Here is a 19,023-nt window from a genome sequence, read left to right on the forward strand (position 1 = left end):
TAGAATTCTTTATACTCTTTTTTAAAATCAAAAGCCATAATAACCTCCAAAATTCCGATTTTCTCAATTCTCCAAACTTGAATTTATATAATTATCTCTCTAACTTTCCCCATTTTATAGGCTTTCCCGCCTGTCCATTAGTGAAATGATATGTAGTTTCCCTTATTTTTACCCTTATGAGATAATCACAAGGGAAATAAGGGAATTTTTTTAATCATTGCCTACCACTTTATCAAGAAGCCTAACTGATTTTCGTTTAGCATCTCTTGTGGAGTGAGCATAGACATTCATTGTGGTACTTACATCTGAGTGTCCTAACAGTTCCTGCACATCTTTTGGGGCAGCTCCATTTGCTAAAAGGTTGCTTGTATAGGTGTGACGTAACTGGTGGAAATGAAAGCCTTCAAATCCCTCTAATGTTTTTGCCACCTTTCTGCAAACAGTCCCCAAAGTAGTTGGAAGTTCCAGACAACCATCCGGTCTTAAACAGACGAAAGAAATTTCTTTATAATCTGCCGGGACTTCCTCTGTTCTGTCTAAGCAATAATATTCGTAGTACACTCTGTTTTTCTCTTTGACCGCTTTGTAGTAGTTCGTGTGATAAAGTTCTCCGTACTGCATTCGATTTTTTAACTGCTCTTTCCGGGCATTACGGAAAATCTCTACCAGCGTATCTCCAAAATCAACAACCCTTACTTTTTTCCGCTTGGTTGGTCCGATGATATATTTGCGCTTTGAGCCATCGTATCGGATGCTACGTCTTATGGTAAGGCATTGTTCTTCCAGATTTACGTCCTGCCACGCCAAACCGCAGGCTTCTCCAATACGAAGCCCGGCATAATAGGCTATCTGGATTGGAAGTATTGCGGCTGGGTTCTTTTTTTTCAGATAAGCAAGCAATCTTTCATAATCTTCTCGTGAAATTGGTTGGATATTTCCGTCCATGTCCTCGTCTGAAAACAAATCAACTTCGTCCGTCTGATACCGCAGTTTAATATACTGCATGGGATTGAACGTAATATACTGTTTTGGAAATACTGCAAAGCGGAAGGACTGCTGCATGACTGCGGAAAAAGAATGGATGTAATCTTTGCTGTAACCCTTTCTCTCTTTTCCGTCGGGATGAACTCCCCCGAAGGAAAGCAAATCAAAAAAGGATTGCAAATGCTCAGAGGTTACATTTTTTAATTTCCGTTCTGCCAGCGGATGTTTCTTAATATTTCGGATTGTTCCGAGGTAATTCTCCACAGTACCATTGCTGAGCGTACCTGTTTTTAATTCCTCCTCTGCCCACACATCCAAAAGCTGTCCGACTGTGAGATTTTCCGCTTTGGCAACAAATTTCTTTTTCTCATAATCATCCATTGCCTGACGGAGCAGTTTTTCAGTTTCACTTTTGCTTTCTGTTCCAACGCATTCTTTCTGAACAAGATTGCCGCTTGCGTCCTCTACATAGAAGCGGTAGTACCATTTCTTTCCTTTTTTTCTTACAGATCCTTTTGCCATAATCGTATGTCTCCTTTCGATATTAGACAATCGGAACTGATGAAATGCTTCGTGCGTGTAAGTATATCATAACTCCGGCTGTCTTACTATACCGATTCGGAATCTTCGTATAAGACTTCTGATAAAAGATTTGCAAGCCTTTGCTCTGCTGTTTTGGGTTTCTTGGAATAGAGCCTTACGATGTCTGCCATCTCATTAAAAGCATTGATGGTGTGAGTGATTTCCCTTAAGAACATAATCTCATTATATTCATCATTCGATTCAAACCCTATTGTTTTGGCAATATCCGTCTGACCATCATTCCCCTTAAAGTTTTTGCAGGCGAACTGAAAGGAATCCAAAAACAGACCATATTGTTTTAACATCAGCAGTAATAAATCTTTTGAAAAAGCATCTTCTTCTTTGGTAAGGGCAAGTGGTAACTGTTCCAGAATATCTCCCATCGCATCACGAATCTGTAATTCTCTCTTATCCGTAATATCGGTTTCATATTCATCTGTTTCCCCTTTGAGCCATTCCACAGATACATGGAGTGCTTCCGAAAGACCTTCCAACACCATTTTTTTCGTATTGTCAATCGAACCATTCTCATAACGCAGGATTGTAGAAGCGGTAACACCCATCTTTTCTGCGACATAAGGCTGTGTCAGATTCAATTCCAGACGGCGCTGTTTTACTCTGCTCCCTATCAGCTTGCGTAATTCTTTATCTTTCATGCTGACTGCCTCCTTTTTCGGTATGTATGAATTATAGCATTGTTTTTCCGAAATTGCAATATGCAATATAAAGTTTATTTTTAACATTTCGTAACGCTTGACAAAAAGATGTGAAAAGGATATACTTACATCACAAGAATTGCATAATGCAATTTGTAAGGAGGTGATTATATGACGCAAAGAAAAATTGCATTATCCATCGAAGAAGCTGCTGACTATACGGGAATCGGCAGAAACACCTTAAGACAGCTTGTAGAATGGAAGAAACTTCCAGTATTAAAGGTTGGTCGCAAAGTCCTGATTAAAACCGATATTCTGGAAATGTTTATGGAAGCTAATGAAGGTCGTGATTTGAGGGATAGAGGAAATGTAAAAGCTGTAACAAGAACTGTGGCAAATTAAAAAGGCGGCTTCCAAAGAAACCGCCAAAGGTTCTATCAGACCAAAGCCATGATATACCTACACGCAAGAAGATTATACCATGTGCTTCTTCTGATACGCAACCGAGAACTTATGTTTGCAAAAGAAAGGAGAATGTAATAATGGCAAAATCAACAAAAAGTTATGAAGAACGAATGCTTGAAATGGAAAAAAGGGAACAGGAAAGCCTTGAAAAAGCAAAACGATATGCAGCACAGAAGAAAGAACTTCTGAAACGAAAGAAAACCGAGGAAAGTAAAAAACGAACCCATAGGCTCTGTCAGATTGGCGGTGCGGTGGAATCCGTTCTTGGTGCTCCTATTGAGGAAAAAGACATCCCAAAGCTGATTGTTTTTCTGAAAAGGCAGGAAGCCAATGGGAGATTTTTCTCAAAAGCAATGCAGAAAGAAACCAATACCGATATGGAGGAAGTGTAATGGCAGAGGGGATGAGTTTTTCATTCCCTTCATTGCTTTTTCATGAAGGGCGCACTTATGGACAACCAGAGGTCGTCCCAATAAGTTTGCCACAAGTGTCAACCGGTCTGCGCTCACGCTTGCCGGGCTCGTTCCGTCGGCGGGGCTTTCAGCCAGACCTGCTCATGCCGCAGGAGGCACTCTTCGCCAGAGAGGCGCATTCCATGCAGGCTGCTATGCGCAGGGCACTCTTACGCAGAGGGAGTTCCGGCAATGCTGCTTTTTCTAAAACTGAAAGCAATGTTGCCGGAAATCTATGCCGGATACGTCAGAAAGGAGGAATCCAGACATGGCGATTTTTCATTACACAATCAAAATAGTCGGACGAAGTAAAGGGAAATCTGTTATCTCCGCTTCCGCATATCTCAATGGGGATGTGATGAAAAACGAGGAAACAGGGAGAATCAGTTATTACACTTCTAAAAAAGAAGTGGTCTACACCCGGCTGATGATGTGCGAAAACGCACCTCCTGAATGGCAGATAGTACCAGAAGAAAATATAAAACGCTTTCAAAAATCTGTCCGATACAAAAGGTCAGAAGATAAAGAAGCTGCTTTAAAAAAATTCAAAATCACATTTCAGAAACAGAGGTTATGGAATGAGGTATTGAAGATTGAAAAAAATGCAGATGCCCAACTTGGCAGGTCATTTGAATTTGCCCTCCCCAAAGAATGGAGCAGACAGGAACAAATTCAATATACAACCGACTATATCCAAAAAACTTTTGTAGATAGAGGAATGTGCGCTGATTGGAGTATCCACGACAAAGGGGATGGCAACCCCCATGTCCATCTGCTTCTAACTATGCGTCCTTTTAACCCGGATCATTCTTGGGGAAAGAAAGAAGTCAAGGATTGGGATTTTGTCAGAGATAAAAACGGAAATATCGTGATTGATGAATCCCATCCGAACTGGTGGCAGGATAAGAAAAACCCTGACCGTCATGGAATCCGTATCCCTGTATTAGACGAAAACGGAATTCAGAAGATTGGAGCAAGAAACCGCCTGCAATGGAAACGGGTGCTGACCGATGCTACTGGATGGAACAATCCAAAAAATTGTGAACTGTGGCGGAGTGAATGGGCAAAGGTATGTAATGAACATCTGCCTTTGCATAATCAAGTTGATCATCGTTCTTATGAAAAGCAGGGAAAACTCCAGATTCCTACCATCCATGAAGGAGCTGACGCAAGAAAGATTGAACAAAAGTTTTTTGCCGGGCAGGAAATAAAAGGCTCGTGGAAAGTAGCGGAAAATCAAATCATAAAACAACAAAACACGTTATTGCAAAAGATACTAAACACCTTTGGGAAAGTATCGGGTGCATTATCATTATGGAAGGAGCGATTAAATGACATTAGAAGAAAGCCGGGAAATTATACCCTTAATGGAATCCATGATTGGTCAAATCGAAGAACAGCAGAACCTAATGGCAGAAATGATTCTGGAAATGCAGAACCGGGACACTCAACTCTCTCTTATGCAAAAACAGAATCAGAAATTACAAAAATTAAACAACGAGTTATCCGAGCTGCTCAACATTTTGCCAAATACCGAGGAACTGCTTTCCAAGATGGAAGAACAGAAAACGAAGATAGAGCTTTTGGAAAACGAAAATCAGCAATGGCAGAAATTGGCACAGAAGCTGAACAGCGAAAACAGTTTATTACTGAAACAGAACACCGAATTGCTGAACTGGAACAGCAGATAGAGAAAGGACGTGATATAGATGAACGAATCCAGAGAATCAAAGAACGCCGAACAGTTGGAAGAACTTCTGCTCTTGACCGAGGAGATACAAGAAGAACTAGAACAGAAAGAACAGCTTATCGTGGAACTGAAGACGCAGCTCAGCGAATCTCTGACCTTGAACGAGAAATTAAACAAAGAGAACAGAGCCGGGAATATTCAAGCATTAAAGAACGACTTGAAGCTGGCAGACAGAGCATTGCGGATCGAGAAAGAGAAGTTGCGAAGCGCAAACGTCATGATAGAGGAATGTCAAGATAAAATATGCTATTTAACACAGGAACGGGATTATGCCCGGACACATCAGAAAATCGTAGAAATACCGGTAGAAAAGCCGGTACTCTATGAAAAATGTGAAGCCTGTAACCGGACAGCCTATCAGAATGCAAAAGCAAAATACGAAACACAAAAAGAGCGACTTGCAGGACAGTATAAAGCAAAAACGGTAATGTTCCAAACAACCTTGTTCCTTCTTGCATGGTATTCGTTGACAACCACTCTTTTTCAGGCAGTACAGTCAGATATGTTCCTTGTCGATTGTAAATCATTCTTCAATGATTTAGCATCATTCATACAAACCTTTGTCGGATGGACGATTGATGCCGGGCATTCTGCGGCACAGATTAGTACAAAAATTCCAAATGCTTTTATAGCCGGAATGGTATATTGGTTATTGCTAATATTGATTGTAGGAATATGTATGGCAGGAACAGGGATGCTGGCGATACTGATAGAAATAAAGGTTATAGAATTATATAAGAAAAACTGTTGGGATGTTATTACTCTACTAATGATACTGACAAGTGTTGCTATTGTCATTTATTTTGGAGAATCAATCAAAAAAGTACTGTCAGTAAATCTTCTATTGCTTTTCGTACTTTCGCAGGGCGCATATGTTGGAATTAGATGTTATCTTAAAGTTTGGTTAGAAAAAAGACCATATTAGTATTTTCAACTTACTGTATAGACAGTAAAATTACTCCATACCAGCCTAGTGAAAATTTACTGTATGAAAAGAAGTATTACAGAGAAAAAAGGCTGTAAAAACAGGAACAGCCAGCCCGAAAGAATTTACGGACTGGCTGTATCAGCAGAGTAATGTAATTGTGGAGCTGACCGAGATATGAAAAGCTTTCTATCATCAATTTCGCATTATTGCAATAACAGATTGCTTCTTCCATGAATGAATAAGCAATATTGTCATCAAACTTTCAAGCATAAACATAGCAACAGCAAAAAGAGTAAAAGCAACAACCGGAAATACAAATCCCGTAGACATGCCTGCATTTTTCAAAAATATACCGATTGCATATCCGCCGGGGATTCCAACAACAGCAGTTATAAGCAATGCAATCAAAGTAGTAAAAAGACCTTCCATCATAAATGCTTGCTTCAACTGCTTATTTGTCATACCAATAGATTTTAGTGTGCCCATTTCCTGTTTCTGTGATAAAAGATTTGTCACAGTAAGATTGATTTGATTGATGACCGCAAATATCCACAAGATGGCTGCAATCGCATAAGCTAATGTAAAACCTGCACGATTGTCTGATTGGTGTTCTACAATAAAATCTTGAAGGGTTTGTAAGCGAACATCCCTATTGTCAGAAACGAGTAATTTGAGTTCTTGCTCGATTATCTCCTGATATTCAGCTTCTGCTTGTATTTCGATTGCGTATGTACAGTCATAACCTGCAAGTTCTTTGAGCATATTTTCCGGCATTCTGAAAATATAGCCACCCATTCCATCATTGCTGGAAGTGATTGCACCAATTTTGAATGCTTTTGTTATTGTTTTACCACTATGATTTTTGAAATTAAAGGTCACAGTATCCCCAATTTGAGGTTTCCAATGGTAAACATCATAAATACGTTCGGGATCACTTACAACTAATTCTGTATCATCAGTAATATTTCCAGACAAAACCGCTGCATTTAGCGACGCCAAATCCTTTTCATTATAGCCGAGCATCAAGGTGCTATCTGAAATATCATTGTCTGTTGAGAAATCAACTGGTACGGTAGCATAAGTAAATATATTGCTAACTCCCTCTATATCTCCAACACGCTTTACATAATCAGAAAAATATTCTTTCTGCAAGAGAGCATCCAAATTTTCACTTTCGTTTTCTAAATCAATGCTGATTTTGAAATCTCCGTACTTCATATCCCAATAACGAGCCATACTCTCGGCATTAAAAGAACTCTGATAACTTGCTGCAAGGAAAAATATAACTCCGCACAGTCCCAATGATAAAATGGTCAATAGAGATTTTTTTCTGTTTCTGGAAAAGCTGATTTTCGCTAAATATACAGGCGTAATACGATGTCTTTTGTGAGTGCGGTAATTTACAATTCCCACTGGATTTTTCAGGGCGGAAATTGGAGAAGTATTCGCTGCAATTTTTGCTGGTTTACGAACACTAATATAAACAAGCAGTATTCCAAAAAGGCATGCGCCACATAGAGAAACAATAAATGCAAATACTGACCAGCCTTTTGATTGCAGACAATAGCTGATGATCGTTCCCATGATACTACCAATTAAAATCCCCGGAACTGCAAGCATATAACCCTGTTTAAGAACTATTTTATAAATTTGCTTTTTACTTGCCCCTATTGTCCGAAGCTGTCCGAACTCAGCAACTTTTTGTCCAACCGAAATATAGAAAATGCTGTAAATTACAAGTGCGGCAGCTAAAAACAAAATGGCAGCAACTACACCATATACCGCATAATTACTGAAGGACAAAGTTGTATTTACATAATCATAGTAACTGCTGACTGTCCAATTATTCAGTCCAGTCTCCTCTGAAATTTGAGATAATATTTCTGTTGCTTCGTCTTTTGTAAGGGTATCTGCATTTTCAAGCCAAACATATCCATTAAGCAGGTTATTTCCACGTAATTCCCGGCATTTTTCAAGTGAAACAAAAACAGGATAAGCGGTAGAAGTTTTATCATGATAAATACCAACAATAGTATAATTCTTCAAAGTACCATCCAGATTCAACTGAACTATGGCGTTGATTTCCGGAGACTTATTTTCACTGGCAAAAAAGGCATCTGTAACAGCAATTTCACTTGCTTTCTCTGGATATTTTCCGTCAAAGGCAGGAATCAAACTAAGCATGTCATCATCATAATAAATCAGAGACAGTTCTTTAGAATTTTCTTTCACTGTTTTGATATTACAGGAAAGTCCTACACTTTTTACTTCTTCGTTTGCTAACAACTTTTCTTTACTGTCCTGCGTAATGTCAAAGAAAATCCCTTGATGTAATCCTTCGATTTCTTTCTGATTTTGATAAATGATATTTTGCACTGTGAGCAACGACATCATTATCATAGCAACGGCTACAATAATTGCCGAAAGGCAAAATAAGTTTTTCTTCTTATCAAAACGCACACTTTTTCGTGCTAATTTTTTAATTACTGCACTGGTATCATTTTCAAAAGGATAATTCATAATTCCCACCTCCTTTAGCCAACAATTTTACCATCTTCAATCCGTACAATGCGGTCTGCGAGTTGAGCGATCTCGTTGTTGTGAGTAATCATTACAATGGTCTGATTAAATTCTCCGCTGGTATGCTTCAAAAGCCCTAACACATCTGCACTGGTCTTGCTATCAAGATTTCCGGTCGGTTCATCAGCAAGGATAATCGCAGGCTTCGTAATTAAAGCTCGTGCAATCGCTACACGTTGCTGTTGACCGCCTGAAAGATTGTTCGGCATATTTTCCAGTTTATCTTCTAAAGCCAACATATACACAACTTCGTCCATAAATTTCTGGTCTACTGTATCGCCATCCAGTTCCACAGGCAGGACGATATTTTCATATACATTCAAAATCGGAACCAGATTATAATTTTGGAAGATAAATCCGATGTTACGACGGCGGAAAATTGTCAATTCATCATCATTCTTTTTTGCGAGTTCTTCTCCCCGTACAATCACGCTGCCGGAAGTGGGGGTATCAAGTCCTCCCATCATGTGAAGCAATGTAGACTTACCGCTGCCGGAAGTTCCAACTACGGCAACAAATTCTCCCTGTTCCACAGTAAAATTTACACCATTAAGGGCACGAGTAATATTTGGTTCTGTGCCGTAATACTTCTTTAAGTCGATTGTTTGTAAAATGCTCATATTCAAATGCTCCTTTCAAGGCTTTCTATCTGTTGATAAAGCCATTGTAAACCACAAATGTTACACAAATGTCCGAGATAGAAAAAATTTTTATCGAAAATCAGAGTGAAATGTTACAACGCTCGGACATTTCAAAAAAAGTGGTTATATCTTACCTTACAGGAAGCATAATAGAAAATTCTGAGCCTTGCCTCAGCTCTGAAACAACCTTGATATAGCCCCCTTGCCTTGTTACAATCTCACGAGCCAAATACAAACCTATTCCCACACCCTGTTGATCGTGTACTTCTTCCTCACGATAGAAGCGCCGGAAGATGGCAGCCTGATTGCTTTCTGAAATGCCCTTGCCGGTGTCGGTCACTTTGACCTCTACGTACATTTCCCACTGAACCACTGATACAGAAATCTTTCCACCTGACGGAGTGTATTTTACTGCATTGTCCAGCAGATTGAAAAGGGCTTCGCTTGTCCACTTGCTGTCATGGGAGATTATCAAATTTTCCGGGCAATCCACGGATACAGCAATTTCTTTTTTCTCTGCGGCATATACAATACTGCTCATGGCTTGTGCAAGCGTATGGAATAAGCTGCTGTCTTTCTTTTCTAATCGTATTGCTCCGGTTTCCAACCGGGACGTTTTAACCAGTGCTTGGAACAGAAAATCCAGTTTATCAGTCTGACTACGTATGCCTTGTAAAAAGTCCATCCGTTCTTCTTCTGAAACAGGCTTTGTTAAAAGTGTGTCCGTTACCATTTGCAAATTGCTGACAGGCGTTTTAACTTGATGTGAAATATCAGAAATCAGCATTTGAAGCTCCTGTCGTTCCATGTCTACCTTGTGCCGGTTTTTCTGCATAATCTCATACAACCGAATTAAGCGGTGGTTGATACGGGCAAAAAGAGTTTCACTATCATTTGACTTTTGTAATTCCTCGTTTCCATCAATCATGTTGTCCAGCGTCCGGCACAAATTAGAAGTAAAATGAGAAAGGCGTTTTCCAAAAATCAGCACCAATAGCCAAATCCAGAAAAACGCACAGAGTGTCAATGTTCCACCCACTATAAAAATTCGTATATCCTGCATTATACCGCCGAAAATACCGGTAATTACCAGCATAGAGAAAACCATGCCAGCACTAACCAGTCTACAAATTTTCTTAGCAGAAAGGTTATTCAGATTCATTTCTTTTCGCCTCCTGTCCATTGATACCCCATACCATAAACCGTTTTGATATATGTGTCGCCATCCGCTTCAATCTTACTGCGAATACGGCTGATAGAAGTAGTAAGGGTATGTTCATCTACATATTTTTCATCAACATCCCACAGTTTTTCTAAAAATTGTTGGCGAGTAAGTACCTGCTTCGGATTTTTAAGAAATAGGTTCAACATTTTATATTCCATCGCAGAAAGTGCTAATGGTTTCCCGTTCAAACTTGCAAATTGTTCCGAAAAATCCAGAAACAAGCTACCATCCTCGTAAATATCCTTAGCTGGTTTGTGATGCTCCAACATAGCGAACATGGCTTTGATTTTTCGCTGCAAAGCACTAATCGAAAAAGGTTTCGTGATATAATCCACTGCACCAGCTTCATATCCCCGTATCTGATTGCTTTCCTGATCGTTGGCAGTTAGAAATATAACTACTGTATCAGGATGCTCTGGCTTGATAAGACGGCATAGGTCATAACCATTTCCGTCTGGTAAATTTATATCCAGCAATACCAAATCAAAAATGTTTGTTTTTAATGATTCAGCGGCTGTCCTTGCATTCAGAACAGAAGTTATTGTGTAACCGTCCAATTCCAAATTATAAGTAAGCGTTTTATTCAAAAGATTATCATCTTCGACAATTAAAATATGCTTCATATTATCACTTCCTTTTCTTTTTGCAGATAGTATAACAGGCAAATGTCCGAGAATTGTTACAAGGACAAATATATTTTTCATTTTACAGCTTTTTTCTGTGTACTGCAATTTTATAAAAGAAAGGACAGCAGTGTCAAATTGCTGTCCTTTCTTTTATCATAGCTGGTAGTGTAGAAGCGTGGGTTCATCATATCGGGTGTGGTATCTTTAACTACAGGAAACTCCCTACAACACTATCTCACTTCTTGCTTAATAAAGTTCTAATGAATCTTCTGTATCCACCCACATCTGTAAATTGCCATCAAGATATAATCTTGCATATTCCAAAGGCTCATCCACAGCCAATGAAGTAAGCGCACATTCTGATCCATATGTGGTTTTTAAATTTTTTTCAGCTTCCCAGCAATCAATGCGAAGCATATATCCAGCACTTGTGTAAACATCAATACTATCGTGGTTTATATTATATTCTGCATAAATTGTTCTCATCGTATCTTATCTCCATTTTCTTTTGATAATCAGTTACAGAGTTAAATATCGAAAACATTTCAATCAGTTCACCATGTCGTTATTGTTATATGTTATATTGTGTTATGAAATTTTCTTTCCCTTAATTTTTCCCATATTAAGGTTCATGAAAAGCAATGGGAAAATGTAACACAAGGGAAAGAGTAAGGGAAAGTTCACTTGCTACAAACTTAGTATTTTCAAGGGTTTGCGAAGAATTTGATAATCAAATATAACAGTTATTAAATTTCCTAAAATATGTGAAATATCAACTTGAATTGTTCAAGCTTTTCAAATACTAACGTCCTTAATTCTGTTCAATAATTGATTTATAGTAGTTACCAAAGTCAGCAAGTGAATTAACAATTGGAAGCATTTTTGTTCCGAGTTCCGTTAAGCCGTATTCAACTCTCGGTGGCTGCTCATGGTAATCGTGGCGATATGCCAGCCCATCACTCATCATTTGTCTTAAACTATCTGTCAAAACCTTTTGTGAAATACCATCTATACTTCGTTGTAGCTCATTGAATCTCCATGGACGCTCTTTCAAGTTACGCAAAATCAGCAGTTTCCATTTTCCTCCGATAAGAGATACTGCTGTTGCAACTGGGCATTCCGGTAATTCTTCTTTTGCTCGCATAATTCTCACCTCCGAGTCTATTGTAACACATTCATTTTTGAGTGTACAGTTACAAAAAGGTGCGTACTTGTTTTTGTATGTGTCTCACACTATACTAATACCAAGCAATCAGAAACTACAAATTAACTATGGAGGTTATTATGGCAAATTACACAAAAACAACTATTGGAAAGGAAAACCGAATTGAGCTGCATGAAAAGTTGTCTTTAACAGGTGCAGAAATCAGTTTAAACGAACTACCTGCAGGAGCAAATGTCCCATTTGTTCATTCTCATAAAGAAAATGAAGAAATCTATGGAATTCTTTCAGGTAACGGCAAAGCCATAATTGATGGAGAAGAAATTAGCCTTTCAACTGGAGACTGGCTAAAAATCGCACCTACTGCAAAGCGTCAGTTTTTTGCATCCGATATTTCCGGAATTACTTATATCTGCATTCAGGTAAAAGAAAATTCTCTGGAACATTTTACAGCAGAGGATGCTGTAATCGGCTAATTAAAAGTATTTATTTACAAAAATGCACAGTTCCCGATAAGCTAAGAACTGTGCATTCCTTTTTTGTTCAATATTACGTTTTCTCAATTTTTCAAACAAGAACCGATACAGTATTTTATATTTTTTCCTTTCAAAGAAAGAAGTTCCACATCATGCCCGGCTTCTTTTGCTCCCTTTGCACACTCATTTGCAAGTATATCAGAATTGCTGCCTCCTCAAAGACTTGTCGATATGATCAATACTTTTTTTGCCATGATTAAATTTCTCCTTTTTCAGTGTCTTTTTTAACCTTCCGTATAACTTTCGCAGGCACTCCTGCCGCAATCATATTGGCCGGAACATCTTTTGTTACAACTGCTCCGGCTGCAATGACCGAACCTTCACCAATCGTAACCCCCGGAAGAACCGTTACATTTGCTCCAAGCCACACTTTTTTTTCTATGTAAATCGGCTGAAATATCATACCTGCTCTTTTCTCGGGATCTTCCATATGATTGATCGTTGCCAATACTGCATTATGTCCAATCAGGACTCCATCCTCTATATAAATACCACCCTGATCCTGAAACTTACATCCTGCATTAATAAAAACATTTTTACCTATATGGATATTTCGTCCGCAGTCTGTATAAAACGGAGGAAACATTCCAAAACTTTCATCTATTTTTTGTCCGGTAAGCTCCGACATAAGCTGTATAATTTCTTCTTTTGTATGATATTTGTTATTCAGCTCCATCGTTATCTTTAATGCCCTTTGAGACAGCTCATGCATAACCAGATGTTCTTCACTTCCACCATCTACGATATATCCGGGCTTCATATTACTCAAATATTCTTCACACGTCATAATTAACCAACTCCGTTTTCTTTAAAAAATTTCTGAATTTTGTCAAATGGGATCACATCCGGATTATCGTATAGATCTGTATGAACAGCTCCCGGAATTGTCAGCAGTTCTTTATTGGATGTGTACTTGCTGTTCTTGATCATATTTTCATAAGCATCTTTTCCAAAATAATAGCTGTGTGCTTTTTCTCCATGAACGATAAGGACTGCACTTTTGATTTCATTACTGTACTTTAATATTGGCTGATTCATAAATGACATACATCCAATACTGTTCCAGCCATCATTTGAATTCAGGCTCCTTTTATGATAACATCTGCCTTTATAATACTCACTGTAATCTTTTACGAAGAAAGGTGCATCTTCCGGAACCGGAAGGGGAACACAACCACCGCCTCTTGAATATTCGCCTTTGCGGTATTCTTCTGTCCTGAGGGTATTCAGTGACTGTTTCTTTGCATAACGTGCTTCTTCACTGTCCTCAGAATCAAAGTATCCATTCGCATTTACCCTTGTCATATCATACATGGTAGATGCAACCGTTGCTTTTATTCTTGTATCCAGTGCAGCTGCGTTAAGAGCCATTCCACCCCAGCCACAGATTCCAATGATTCCTATTTTATCTGGATCCACATCTTCCCGAACAGAAAGGAAATCTACCGCAGCCATGAAATCTTCTGTATTAATATCCGGAGAAGCCATGAATCTTGGATTGCCTCCACTTTCCCCCGTAAAAGAAGGATCAAATGCAATGGTAAGATATCCTTTTTCAGCCATCGTCTGCGCATATAATCCGGAACACTGTTCTTTGACTGCGCCAAATGGTCCGCTTACGGCAATTGCAGGATATTTCCCTGATACATTTTTCGGTTTATACAAATCTGCGGCAAGTGTGATTCCATAACGATTTACAAATGTCACTTTCTTATGGTCTACTTTTTCACTCTGTGGAAAAGTTTTATCCCATTCAGATACCAGCTTTAATTCTTCTGTTTTTAACATATTTAACATCCTCCATATGCAAAATTTCTTGTAATTACACTAACAATAGTATATGATATAAATATCTTACAACCTAAAGTTAACTTTAGGTCAAGCATGAATTTGAAAGAAGGTTTTTTATGTATACAATCGGTCAGGTCTCTGCAATGTTTAATCTTCCTGTTTCTACATTAAGGTATTATGACAAGGAAGGCTTTTTCCCTAATCTGGAACGTAAGGGAAACATCCGTTATTTCAGCGATAATGAATTGGAAGCTCTTCGCATTATTGAATGTCTGAAGAAATCCGGTCTTGAGATTAAAGATATAAAGCAATTTTTTTTCTGGGTATCTGAAGGCAGCTCCAGCTATGAAAAAAGGAAAGAATTATTTGAAGCCAGAAAATCAGCTGTTGAAACTGAAATTCAGGAACTTCAAAAAACTCTCTCCCTCTTAAAATTCAAGTGCTGGTATTACGAAACAGCAATGAAAGATGGTAACGAAGATGCTATAAATGCCATGTTACCTGACAAGCTTCCAAAAAATATACAGAAACTATATGACAAAGGGCATGACTGATTTTTGCTTTCTCCATCAAACTGGAATCTGTACTACCGAATAAAATTGGTTATGTTTTTCATTACAATATAAGAACTAAGACTTCCCACACCATATCGGTGTATTGAATTTTCAAGGTGCGAGTCCCATTTTTTAGGTATGGGAAGTCTTAGTTTATAACTTCTATAGGCAATTGTTCTTTTATCTTATCAACTACCCAATCTTGCAAATAGTAACTATTCAGTATGTTCTTAGAATACTTCTCAACGCCATCCGCAGTCAACGTAATCAAAATCTCTGTAAAAAACTTTTCCCAACTTTCATATTTTTCACATTCGACATATTCAGGAATATTATCTAAACCCAGCTCTTTTACACATTTAATAAGATTACCATTTCCATTAGAACTGGTAACATTGCTATTCTTAAATGCCTGCATCCAGAACTGATATCCTGAATTACTGTCCTCTGTAACAACATTCTGAATTTTGTTATTTTCTATAATAGGATAATTGCTATAGATCTCTTTGAATTCATGATAGGATTCTTTTATATCTGTACGCTTTCCATCCGTAATAATTTCATAAATTTCGTGAATGCTATAAGGCAGCATCTTCAATGGTGCACGAGTTACAAAAACAAAATAATTCCCAGATTCTTTTACATAACTGGCAAATTCCTTTGTAAATACAAACTCATTATTTTCTTCGATAAAAATAACTGTATTTTTTAACGGATATAATGCATCTTTCCAATCACGTCCCACTTCATCTCGAATATATACATAATATGATGCATTTGTAGAAACAGCATATCCTGACTGCCTTCCAATTCTCAAATATTCATATAAAATATGTAAAAGAGTAGTCTTTCCTGTTGCACTGTCTCCTTTTATAACGGTAATATTTCTTCTAATGGAAAACTCAAATAATACTTTTTTACTCTTAGCCTTAAACCAGTAGCTTCCTTTCATCTTCCATCTCCTCTGCTTCCAATAATCCTTCTACATATTCTGCCGGATTGCATACAATCTTCCCTGTATTCATAATTTGAATTTTAAATTCACCTTCAAACCGCATTATATGTTGCAAATATACTGTCAGATCCTTTTTCTCTGCAATCTTTAAAATCCATTTTGCGCAGTTATCTCCGCAATTAGACATGTTGTAAATAAAAGAATCGTCCTTTAACATAAGAATCAAAACTTTCACTCCACCAGACAATTCGCGCGGCGTTATGGCTCCCAGTATAGGACTGTCAATAACATGTGAACTGATAACTGTGCAATGATCCACATCCTGAATCATTTCTTTTACAAAACTATCTTCAATCCATTCATCTTCATATACATTATCAAAATACGAAGGTGCATCTTTCATGTATTCGATATTGGCATAGTACCATATTTTCAACATCCTATCACGACCTCTCTGTTTTTAATATATTTTTCATCAATATCTATCTCTATCATTGATTTTTCTCACTTTTGAAATCTGCGATTTTATCCTTTAGTTAAATATATAACTGTTTACGCACCTTTATTAATGCATATCCAAGCAAATTCTGTCTTTTACACATATTCTGATTATAACAATTTTCATCTTTCATGAAAAGTTCAATTCCTCAGATTCTATCTCATTTCTCTTTATATATAAGTAATATTTCCATTTTCAAGTTTTATACTCGTGTTTCCGAAATTTTATTTCTAATACCGTATTATATATCTCCTAATCTATTTTTTTACTCGTCATATCAGACGACATATCAAGCGTCCAATCACAATCACTATGGTAAATCATTTGTTTTGTCATGCCACCATCAATACAGATGTTTTCACCTGTGATAAAGCCTGCTTTTTCAGAGCAAAGAAACAGTACCATATTGGCAATATCCATAGGATTTCCGACACGATGAACCGACTGCTGTACTGCATCTGCTCCTGTATATTCGGTAAAGTCAGTATCTATCCATCCCGGAGAGATTGAATTGACTCGTACTCTTCCTGCAAGACTGACCGCCAACGCATGAGTTAATGCTGAAATCCCACCCTTGGCAGCAGTGTAACGGCAGGATCGAATAGTCGGTGTTCATCATCTGATCTGCTTTTCGCATTCTTTTTGCAATTCATTAGAAATCCCTCCTTTTTCAGCTATTTAATTGCAATAAAAAAACTCATCCACGAGACCATAAACAGATCTGTGAATGAGTATTTTCATTCAAAAATTTATATAGAGTTACAAAAGCAATGATTTTTGCTAAGAAAATACCAGTTTTGACTGTAATTTACTCTACTTAACGCTAACCGTATCGGCGAAAACAATGTCGTCGCCATAATCTCTTAGAAAAAATTATTTTTTCATTTTAGAAATGGGCCCATTTTTGTTGGAAAATCAACTTTGCCTATTTCGCCCATTCGTTTGCAATTCCGCTGAAAACGGAAGCGTTTTTCATACGTTTCCAATAAAAAACGGAATGATTTCGCGATTTCTGCTAATCATTCCGCAACGTCCCGTGCGGGAATCGAACCCACATCTAGTGCTTAGGAGAGCTCCAACCTATTGTCACTCTCTGTCAATCTGAGGTAAGGTAAACCCGACACTATTAAAAACTGTTTCCGATTCAATTTGAGTTATTCTGAATACCCCCTCTGTCAAGCTCTGTAAAGCTCTGAAAGTTAGCTAATTGTTTGCTCCAGCTAATAATCGGGGAATGCCTTGATATTACCATCGACATCTGTTATATGACCACCATGCTTCGTACGTTCGATCATGGTAAACAGTATTCAATTAAACTTCCTATCGAAAGCACAAGATATTTTCTTGTCTATAAATAATATAACGCATACGAGACGGTTTGTCCATGCGTTTTTGACTGGCAAATTTTATTCAGTAAAAATATCTGTAACCTTTTTTGTAACTGAATCTCCATCATTCCATCATCAAATGATGGAGATTCCAATAGATATGATGGAGATAGACTAATTACTTCATCGTCTTCGCCAGTGAATTGAGCAATGCCCGCATCTCTGGATTTGCCAACACTTTTGCCAAAAGTTCCGGATCGACTTCATCAGCAACAGTTGCATTATTATTTTCCTGTTGTACATGCATCTGTGGATCCAGATTCTTTTTCTCATAAAATGCTTCTTCAAAAAGCTCTGCATTTTTCCTTCGGTCATCATCCAGAATATGAGAGTACACATCCGTAACCCATCTAAATTAAGGAGCTTATTCATATCAGGCTGCAAGTTTCTTACTGTTTTTTCGTCATCAAACACGCACAGTAAATCTCTTCCCATATATGATATGCTTCCGATGGCGTGGCTCCAATCGCATCTATCATAGCCTGCGTAACGGGAATCTTCTCCAATTTATATGCTGGAAATTCCATTTCCAAAAGGTCACCATTTCTTTTTACGATTAAATCACCACTGAGTGTTGAAAATACGACCTTTAGATTTCTGCATTTTTCCTGAAATTAAGTGAAGAAAAAGAGCATATGGAATTGAATCCATACACTCTATGATTTCACAAACTTGAAGTTAATTTATAAAGGGCTTTGCAAATACACCATATCTACTAACTGTATTCCACTCTCATAGATTGGGTGGTCGTAATTATCTGTAAAGAAATTTGATATGATATGTGAACGGACAAAACCACACTTTTCATAAAATGGTATTGTCAGTGGGCTATCGCCTGTTCCCACTTGCAGAATGGCGTATTGTTCTCTGTAATTATTAACAATAAACTCAATTAAGGCTCTTGCATAACCTTTCCCTTGATATTCTGGAACTGTCGCAATGTTCTTGATTTCAAGTATGTCATTTCCTTCATCAGTTATGACACATTCGCACTTAACACCATTATCATCAAGTACATACATCTTGCCGTTATCAAGATAACGGTCAACCATATCTTCCTGCTCATCTGCTAATAGGAGCAAATCAAGATATTGTTTTTTATTCTCTTTAACTTCAATAATTTTCATCAATCGCACCTTCGAATCCCGATTTTTCAATCCGAATAATTTTAGTTTGCCGCTTCCCATTTTGCAATTGCCGAACGGACACATTCATTTTTTCTGCAAGCATTTCTTGTGTAAACCCATTT

Annotated in this window: 20 protein-coding genes and 2 pseudogenes; 7 read left to right on the forward strand and 15 right to left on the reverse strand. The window is 37.8% G+C overall.

Annotation, left to right across the window (positions count from 1 at the left end; genetic code table 11):
- Positions 1-210: 210 nt before the first annotated feature.
- Entirely contained in the window at positions 211-1,506 is a 1,296-nt protein-coding gene (locus tag LI112_RS16285) for a tyrosine-type recombinase/integrase (RefSeq protein ID WP_227191097.1), read from the reverse strand.
- A gap of 86 nt (positions 1,507-1,592) precedes the next feature.
- Positions 1,593-2,222 (reverse strand): helix-turn-helix domain-containing protein, encoded by a 630-nt coding sequence (locus LI112_RS16290; RefSeq protein WP_009265518.1) that lies wholly within the window; start codon positions 2,220-2,222, stop codon positions 1,593-1,595.
- Between the two features lie 171 nt (positions 2,223-2,393).
- On the opposite strand from LI112_RS16290, the gene LI112_RS16295 reads away from it, so the two are divergent.
- From LI112_RS16295 to LI112_RS16315, 5 genes are all read left to right on the forward strand, one after another.
- Positions 2,394-2,624: a helix-turn-helix domain-containing protein gene (locus tag LI112_RS16295; protein WP_008704241.1), complete on the forward strand. Its 231-nt coding sequence runs from the start codon at positions 2,394-2,396 to the stop codon at positions 2,622-2,624.
- A 140-nt stretch (positions 2,625-2,764) separates the two neighbouring features.
- Positions 2,765-3,079, forward strand: a complete 315-nt coding sequence (locus LI112_RS16300; protein ID WP_008704242.1) for a hypothetical protein — start codon at positions 2,765-2,767, stop codon at positions 3,077-3,079.
- Positions 3,079-3,438, forward strand: a complete 360-nt coding sequence (locus LI112_RS16305) for a hypothetical protein (protein WP_015515801.1) — start codon at positions 3,079-3,081, stop codon at positions 3,436-3,438. The genes LI112_RS16300 and LI112_RS16305 overlap by 1 nt, the downstream gene beginning before the upstream one ends.
- A complete protein-coding gene (locus LI112_RS16310) occupies positions 3,408-5,129 on the forward strand; it encodes a MobA/MobL family protein (protein ID WP_020993872.1) in 1,722 nt (573 codons plus the stop codon). Before LI112_RS16305 ends, LI112_RS16310 begins: the two co-directional genes overlap by 31 nt.
- The gene (locus tag LI112_RS16315; RefSeq protein ID WP_008394183.1) at positions 5,107-5,814 is read left to right on the forward strand and encodes a DUF6040 family protein; all 708 of its coding nucleotides are present in this window, start codon (positions 5,107-5,109) and stop codon (positions 5,812-5,814) included. Before LI112_RS16310 ends, LI112_RS16315 begins: the two co-directional genes overlap by 23 nt.
- A gap of 195 nt (positions 5,815-6,009) precedes the next feature.
- Here the strand turns inward: LI112_RS16315 and LI112_RS16320 are convergent, their stop codons facing one another.
- The 6 genes from LI112_RS16320 to LI112_RS16345 all read right to left on the reverse strand — a co-directional run bounded on the left by LI112_RS16320 (position 6,010) and on the right by LI112_RS16345 (position 12,033).
- Positions 6,010-8,337, reverse strand: a complete 2,328-nt coding sequence (locus tag LI112_RS16320) for an ABC transporter permease (protein ID WP_006859032.1) — start codon at positions 8,335-8,337, stop codon at positions 6,010-6,012.
- A gap of 14 nt (positions 8,338-8,351) precedes the next feature.
- Positions 8,352-9,017, reverse strand: a complete 666-nt coding sequence (locus LI112_RS16325; protein ID WP_006859033.1) for an ABC transporter ATP-binding protein — start codon at positions 9,015-9,017, stop codon at positions 8,352-8,354.
- 151 nt (positions 9,018-9,168) lie between these two features.
- Positions 9,169-10,200, reverse strand: a complete 1,032-nt coding sequence (locus LI112_RS16330) for a sensor histidine kinase KdpD (protein ID WP_006859034.1) — start codon at positions 10,198-10,200, stop codon at positions 9,169-9,171.
- Complete coding sequence (locus LI112_RS16335; RefSeq protein WP_009265522.1) at positions 10,197-10,886, reverse strand: response regulator transcription factor; 690 nt, start codon at positions 10,884-10,886, stop codon at positions 10,197-10,199. The genes LI112_RS16330 and LI112_RS16335 overlap by 4 nt, the downstream gene beginning before the upstream one ends.
- 249 nt (positions 10,887-11,135) lie before the next feature.
- Complete coding sequence (locus LI112_RS16340) at positions 11,136-11,375, reverse strand: DUF6061 family protein (protein WP_006859036.1); 240 nt, start codon at positions 11,373-11,375, stop codon at positions 11,136-11,138.
- 325 nt (positions 11,376-11,700) lie between these two features.
- On the reverse strand, positions 11,701-12,033 hold the full coding sequence (locus tag LI112_RS16345; protein WP_008373705.1) for a helix-turn-helix domain-containing protein: 333 nt from the start codon (positions 12,031-12,033) through the stop codon (positions 11,701-11,703).
- Positions 12,034-12,173: 140 nt separating this feature from the next.
- On the opposite strand from LI112_RS16345, the gene LI112_RS16350 reads away from it, so the two are divergent.
- Positions 12,174-12,527: a cupin domain-containing protein gene (locus LI112_RS16350; protein WP_020993869.1), complete on the forward strand. Its 354-nt coding sequence runs from the start codon at positions 12,174-12,176 to the stop codon at positions 12,525-12,527.
- Positions 12,528-12,783: 256 nt separating this feature from the next.
- Here LI112_RS16350 and LI112_RS16355 read toward each other — a convergent pair whose 3' ends face one another.
- The gene (locus LI112_RS16355; RefSeq protein WP_227191098.1) at positions 12,784-13,374 is read right to left on the reverse strand and encodes a sugar O-acetyltransferase; all 591 of its coding nucleotides are present in this window, start codon (positions 13,372-13,374) and stop codon (positions 12,784-12,786) included.
- A gap of 2 nt (positions 13,375-13,376) precedes the next feature.
- Positions 13,377-14,375: an alpha/beta hydrolase gene (locus LI112_RS16360; protein WP_227191099.1), complete on the reverse strand. Its 999-nt coding sequence runs from the start codon at positions 14,373-14,375 to the stop codon at positions 13,377-13,379.
- Between the two features lie 119 nt (positions 14,376-14,494).
- On the opposite strand from LI112_RS16360, the gene LI112_RS16365 reads away from it, so the two are divergent.
- A complete protein-coding gene (locus tag LI112_RS16365; RefSeq protein ID WP_227191100.1) occupies positions 14,495-14,932 on the forward strand; it encodes a MerR family transcriptional regulator in 438 nt (145 codons plus the stop codon).
- A 148-nt stretch (positions 14,933-15,080) separates the two neighbouring features.
- Here the strand turns inward: LI112_RS16365 and LI112_RS16370 are convergent, their stop codons facing one another.
- The 5 genes and pseudogenes from LI112_RS16370 to LI112_RS16390 all read right to left on the reverse strand — a co-directional run bounded on the left by LI112_RS16370 (position 15,081) and on the right by LI112_RS16390 (position 18,901).
- Positions 15,081-15,884: a hypothetical protein gene (locus LI112_RS16370; protein WP_227191101.1), complete on the reverse strand. Its 804-nt coding sequence runs from the start codon at positions 15,882-15,884 to the stop codon at positions 15,081-15,083.
- On the reverse strand, positions 15,862-16,326 hold the full coding sequence (locus LI112_RS16375) for a DUF4869 domain-containing protein (RefSeq protein ID WP_119241002.1): 465 nt from the start codon (positions 16,324-16,326) through the stop codon (positions 15,862-15,864). The genes LI112_RS16370 and LI112_RS16375 overlap by 23 nt, the downstream gene beginning before the upstream one ends.
- A 312-nt stretch (positions 16,327-16,638) precedes the next feature.
- Positions 16,639-16,974: pseudogene (locus tag LI112_RS16380) on the reverse strand (SDR family oxidoreductase); the annotation flags it as partial.
- Between the two features lie 918 nt (positions 16,975-17,892).
- Positions 17,893-18,120, reverse strand: a pseudogene (locus LI112_RS16385) (site-specific integrase); the annotation flags it as partial.
- Between the two features lie 337 nt (positions 18,121-18,457).
- Entirely contained in the window at positions 18,458-18,901 is a 444-nt protein-coding gene (locus LI112_RS16390; protein ID WP_195968447.1) for an N-acetyltransferase, read from the reverse strand.
- Positions 18,902-19,023 lie beyond the last annotated feature (122 nt).

Origin of the sequence: Blautia sp. 210820-DFI.6.14 (genome assembly GCF_020558815.1) — a bacterium.
Classification (GTDB): domain Bacteria; phylum Bacillota; class Clostridia; order Lachnospirales; family Lachnospiraceae; genus Blautia_A; species Blautia_A obeum.